At 52.0% G+C, this 5,766-nt stretch carries 4 protein-coding genes; all 4 read right to left on the bottom strand.

Annotated elements, in window-relative coordinates:
* Window positions 1-252 precede the first annotated feature (252 nt).
* Window positions 253-1,245 carry a GDP-mannose 4,6-dehydratase gene (locus Q8O92_07990; protein ID MDP2983254.1) on the bottom strand — a complete coding sequence of 331 codons (993 nt, stop codon included), beginning with the start codon at window positions 1,243-1,245 and terminating at the stop codon, window positions 253-255.
* Window positions 1,246-1,532: 287 nt separating this feature from the next.
* Window positions 1,533-2,531, bottom strand: a complete 999-nt coding sequence (locus tag Q8O92_07985; protein ID MDP2983253.1) for an ABC transporter permease — start codon at window positions 2,529-2,531, stop codon at window positions 1,533-1,535.
* Between the two features lie 145 nt (window positions 2,532-2,676).
* Window positions 2,677-4,185 (bottom strand): sugar ABC transporter ATP-binding protein, encoded by a 1,509-nt coding sequence (locus Q8O92_07980; GenBank protein ID MDP2983252.1) that lies wholly within the window; start codon window positions 4,183-4,185, stop codon window positions 2,677-2,679.
* A gap of 270 nt (window positions 4,186-4,455) precedes the next feature.
* Complete coding sequence (locus Q8O92_07975; GenBank protein ID MDP2983251.1) at window positions 4,456-5,451, bottom strand: substrate-binding domain-containing protein; 996 nt, start codon at window positions 5,449-5,451, stop codon at window positions 4,456-4,458.
* Window positions 5,452-5,766: the final 315 nt, after the last annotated feature.

Below are 5,766 nucleotides of genomic sequence, written 5' to 3'. Positions count from 1 at the left end.
GTAAAATACAGCCCCCTAAATCCCCCGAAGGGGGACTTAAAAGACTGCAAGACAAGGCATAATCGGTTATTTTTTATAAGTTACGCTTACGCATTTTCATCTTTACCATGAAAAGTCCCCCTTCGGGGGATTTAGGGGGCTGCCTCCAAAATTAATAATAAGTATTTGTTTAAAAAAGAGTTAAGAAAATGTCATAGCAAGTTTGTGAATAATTCGGGTTAAGTAATCATGGTAATCCTTTAATCCCATAAATCATGGTTCAGACCGTCTCCCCTCATGTTTCATCCTCTCGTAATCCGACCATACCATATCCTTGACCAGGTCAGGGAAACGAATGGTGGGCGTATAGCCGAGCAGTTTCTGCGCTTTGGAATAATCGCCGACAAGAAGCTCCACCTCGCTGGGCCGTATGAAGCGATCATCAGTATGCACGTAATCACGGTAATCCAGGTCAAGCTCGGAGAATGCCAGCTCGCAGAATTCCCGGACGGTATGTGTCTCTCCGGTGGCGATGACAAAATCCTCGGGAGTTTCGAGCTGCAGCATGGCGTGCATCTGACAGACATACTCACGGCTGTGTCCCCAGTCGCGGCGGGCTTCCAGGTTCCCCAGGCTCAGGGTTTTCGCCAGCCCAAGCTTGATCAAGGCTGCGTTGGAGGTGATCTTGCGGGTCACGAATTCAAACCCCCGCCGGGGAGATTCATGGTTGAAGAGAATCCCCGAAACCGCAAACATACCGTACGCCTCGCGGTAATTCCTGGTCAGGTCGAATCCGGCAACCTTGGAGATGCCATAGGGCGACCGGGGGTAGAATGAGGTTTTTTCATTCTGCGGGGATTCCTGCACTTTGCCGAACATCTCGGATGAGCCCGCGAAGTAGAACCGGCAGAGCGGCGCCAGCTCACGGACAGCCGCAAGGGCGTTCAGGGTGCCGAAGATGTTCACATTCAGTGTGGAGAAGGAATCTTCAAAACTCTCCGCGACAAAACTCTGGGCGGCAAGGTGATAGAATTCGTCCGGCCTTACCAGGGCAACCACCCGGTAGATGCTGGCATAGTTGTCGATCGTCCCGGAATGCAGTTTCAACCGGTCAACGATCTGGACAATACGGCTCATCCGGTGCGCGGGATCCTCGATGGCCGCTCTCCGCACCAAGCCGTGCACTTCGTACCCCCTCGAGAGAAGGTACTCCGCCAGATAACTGCCGTCCTGGCCGGTGATTCCGGTTATCAGCGCTTTTTTCATGTATTCTCCCGTCATGGAATGAAATTACCGTTTCACCAAAACCGGCAAGATGCTTATGTTGAAATAGACTCTTCATTCATTTGCCGCGTTGCCTCTTCATTCTGTACATGACGACATAAATAAATGCACATGTTTTGAGTATTTAGATCCTGAAACGGTTTTATCGTTCCCGTGAAGCGGCAACGAGTTCAGGATGACACGTGTCATGCCGAACTCGTTTCGGCATCTATTTTGAAAAGAAACGCAATAAAATATGTCGCCATGTATAAATGGGCTTTGGACATTCTTTACTTTACTTTCCGGTGGCGCAGGTTGTCAATGGCAACCGCCCCGACGATGATAAGTCCGATGATGATCTCCTGGACATAGTTGGGGATGCCGGTCATGTTGCAGCCGTTCCGGAGAAAGGCCATGATGAATGCTCCGATCATGGTGCCGAGGATTGAGCCTTCGCCGCCGCTCAGCGAGCCGCCCCCTATCACCACCGCCGCGATGACATCGAGCTCCTTTCCGGCCGCGACCGTCGGGTCCCCTACAGTCAGCCGTGAGAACTGCATCAACCCGGCGAGTCCGGTCATGAATCCTCCGAATGTATAGATGTAAAATTTCACCCGCTCTACCTGTATTCCGCAGAGCCGTGCGGTGGATTCGCTGGACCCGATGGCAAAGGTATATCGGCCGAAGAGGGAGTATTTGAGGACGATGGCTACTGCCACCGCGGAAATGAGCATGAGCCAGACTCCGGGAGAGAAGATGAGCCAGCTCAGTCTGTCGGATTTCCCCATGAGGTCGCAGAGCCATGTCATGGGAGCGTCGACTTTCTGCTCCCCGGCAAGCCATTTAGCCACCCCGCGTGCGATGCCCATCATTCCCAGGGTGGCGATGAAAGGCACGATGCCAAGTCCGCCGATAAGAAGTCCCGAAAGCGACCCGGCGAACACACAGGACAGCACCCCGATCACCAGCGCCGTCAGGGGGCTGAATCCGTGGTTGATAAGGAGGGCGGTCACCACGGTGTTGAGCGCGATTACAGAGCCCACCGAGAGATCGATCCCCCCGGATATGATGATGAAGGTCATGCCCATGGCGGCGAGCGCCACGATCACTGTCTGATTGGCGACAGTCATGAAGTTATAAAAGGTAAGAAATTTGTCCGGCTGGAGAATGCCGAAGAAGCCGATGATGATTCCCAGCCCGAGGAAAGGCCCGATGAATGAGAACAGCCTCCGGAAATTCATGTTCTTTTGGAAAAAAGAACGGGGTTTTTCTGATTCTATTTTATCCATTCCAATCCTGCGTTTAAAAAAAATTTTACCACGAAAATCACGAAAAACACGAAATTTGTAATTCATTTTTTTTTAAAATTTTCTTTCGTGCCTTTTGTGTGTTTCGTGGTTCCCTTTTTACTTTGTCACTCTGTCACTTTGCCACTTACACTGTTCCGGATGTAGCTTCGTTCATGATGGAAAATTCATTCCACTCCGTCACCGGCCGTTTCGGTCCGAGCGTCCCACGGTGCATCACCGCGATGGTATCGCAGATTCCGAGGAGTTCAGGGAGATAAGAGCTCACAATTACCACCGCATTTCCTTTGGCGGCCAGCTCGCCGATCAGGCGAAAAATCTCCACCTTCGAGCCGACATCCACCCCGCGGGTCGGCTCGTCCAGAAGAAAAATGTCGGCGTTTTCCTCGAGCAGGCGGGCAATGGCCACTTTCTGCTGATTTCCTCCCGAAAGGCTGGTAACCTTGTCAGTAACCTCGCCGATCTTCATGGAAAGGCGTCCGGCCCATTTCTTCGCCACTTCGGCGATGGCGCTGTCGCCCACAAGTCCCCATCGTGTCATGCGATCCAGGGTGGACAAGGTAATATTCTCGGCGACCGACCGTCTCAGAGCCAGGCCTTCGTTTTTCCTGTCCTCTGAGAGGAAGGCCACACCCTGCCGTATCATGTGAGGCGGGGTGATTTTGCCGGTATGGCCAGACCAGGCGGCGATTTTTACCTCTCCGGCTGCACGGTCCCCGAGGCCGTAGAGAATCCGCAGCGTTTCGGTTCTTCCCGCTCCCACAAGACCGGCAATCCCGAATATCTCTCCGCCTCTGACGGTGAATGATACATCAACCGGCAGTTTCGTCCCCGTAAGCCCCCGGACAGAAAAAAGCTCCCCGCCGGTCTTGTGTGGGACTCGGGGAAACATCTCGGTCAAAGGCCTGCCCACCATGAGCTCGATGATCTTCTCGATCGGAGCGGCGGCGGCATCGCCCTTTCCCGCAGTCTCGCCGTCGCGAAGCACAGTGAAAAGGTCGGCCACGTGCTTTACCTCTTCCAGAAAATGGCTGATGTAGATGATACTGACCCCTTTTGCTTTGAGCGACCGGATCACGGTAAAGAGATGCTCGGTGTCCAGACGGGAAAGGGAAGATGTGGGTTCGTCGAGTACGAATACCATGGTATCGGTAATAAGGCCGCGGGCGATTTCCACCAGTTGACGGGCCGCGGGCGAGAGGTCGCGGACAATTGCTTTCGGGTGAAGATCGGTATGGCGAAGGGTCTCCATCGCCTGGCGAATGCGGGGGACATAGGTATCACGGCGGATAAATCCGTATGATGAGTCCTCGATCCCCAGCATGAGATTTTCTTCCACTGTGAGGTGCAGCGCCAGGTTCAGCTCCTGATAGACCATGGAGATGCCCAGCCGCCGCGCCTGAAGAGGATCATGGGGTTCGTAAGGCCTGCCGTCCAGGAACATCTCCCCGCTGTCGGCGCGGATTGCCCCGGAGAGAATTTTCATGAGGGTGGATTTCCCGGCGCCGTTTTCCCCGATGAGCGCATGTACTTCCCCACGGGCGACATCCAGGTCGACTCCTCTGAGGGCGTGAACCCCCCCGAACGACTTGGAGATGCCCCGCATGGAGAGGAGCGGGGATTGAGGTGTGTTCATAAAGAAGACCTAAGTAAAATCTGAAATAAAAGACAGAATTCAGGAGTCAGAATCCAGAATAAATTCATAAAAAAAAAGACAAGAAAGTCTGAACCATGATTTATGTGATTAAAGGATTACCATGATTAATCAGCCAATAAAATTATGCTAATCGTTTAATCAAGTGAATCAAGGTTCTGACTGACATTTCTCTTTACCTAGTGCATTTTTTTTTCATCATCTTTTATCATATGCATCACATAAATCAGTGGTTCAGACAGTATTTTCCTTTCACTTCAAATACTCCGACAAATCCGGCGACAGAAGCTGTTTAATTTCCGGGTCGTTCATGTTCTGGGGAGTGGCTATGGTGACCCCGGTGTCGATACGTTTCTCGTACGGTTCCCCTTTGAGGATGGCGGCGGCGGTTTTCACCCCGAGATAGCCCATTTTGAACGGATTCTGAAGCACCAGCCCCTTAATTTCGCCTTTCTGAAGCGCCTCCACCAGTTTTACCGAGGAATCGAATCCGACAAAGGTGATCTTCCCGGCAAGGCCGCGGTCCTGGAGCGCGCGCAGGCACCCGAAGGTGCTCGATTCATTGGGGGTGAAAATAGCGTCCGGGGTTTTGAAACGGTTCAATAGATTCTCGCTGGCGGTATAGGCGGTTTCCGTGGTCGCCCCGGCATACTGGTTCTCGGAGAGGACCTCGATTCCCGGGAATTTGGATTTGACCGTGTCCATGAATCCTTTCTCGCGTTCGGTGGTCGAGGCGCTCCCCTCCTGGTAGCGAAGCATGATTATCTTTCCCTTGCCCTTGATTAGCTCGCCCAGGCGGTCCGCCGCAAGGGTTCCGCCCCTGTAATTGTCGGTGGCCACAAATGAGGCATGGTAGTTCTCCTGAAGGCCGGAGTCGATGATGACAGTGGGAATGCCTTTTCCCTTCGCGGCGCGCACCGGCTGAATGAGCGAGCGGTCGTCCAGAGGCGCAAGAACGATGGCGCTGACTCCCGATGATATGAATGTTTCCACGATCTGGTTCTGTTCCTCACGGTCATCCTCTTTGAGAGGCCCCTTCCAGGTGATATCCACTCCCAGCTCTCTGGAAGCCTTGATGGCGCCCGCATGGATGGATTTCCAGAACTCGTGGGTGGTGCCTTTGGGGATTACCGCGATGCTGATTTTTCCTTTATCGGATGACTTACTTTTCCCGCCCGATTTCCCGCAGCCAAAGGCCAGGATACCGAACGCGGCAAGGAGAACGGTCAAAAGCAGGAGTTTCCTCATTATTTCCTCGTTTTTCGTGAATGGTGACGGCAGAAAAAAAATAACAGTATGTTGTTAAGTAAGCCAATGGGTGATTATCCGAATAGTTAATCCCCCCTACCCCCCTTATTAAGGGGGGAAAAAGAAAATTATCCCTATTACTATGTAAACATTTATTAGAGTTTGAAAGAACCCGCTCCCTGAATTCCCCCCTTAATAAGACGAGGGCGACAAAAGGATAATATTGACATAAGTTATTATAAATAAATAAAATAAATGAATATTTAGCTTGACATGGCGGTTTAGATTTATTATACTTAAGGTATTGTTATGAAA

Source organism: Candidatus Latescibacter sp. (genome assembly GCA_030692375.1).
GTDB lineage: Bacteria > Latescibacterota > Latescibacteria > Latescibacterales > Latescibacteraceae > JAUYCD01.
This window is presented reverse-complemented; position numbering and strand designations above follow the sequence as displayed.

Coding starts and splice junctions, on each gene's coding strand:
- Q8O92_07990 (MDP2983254.1), bottom strand. CDS start 1,245: ATGAAAAAAGCGCTGATAACCGGAATCACCGGCCAGGACGGCAGTTAT.
- Q8O92_07985 (MDP2983253.1), bottom strand. CDS start 2,531: ATGGATAAAATAGAATCAGAAAAACCCCGTTCTTTTTTCCAAAAGAAC.
- Q8O92_07980 (MDP2983252.1), bottom strand. CDS start 4,185: ATGAACACACCTCAATCCCCGCTCCTCTCCATGCGGGGCATCTCCAAG.
- Q8O92_07975 (MDP2983251.1), bottom strand. CDS start 5,451: ATGAGGAAACTCCTGCTTTTGACCGTTCTCCTTGCCGCGTTCGGTATC.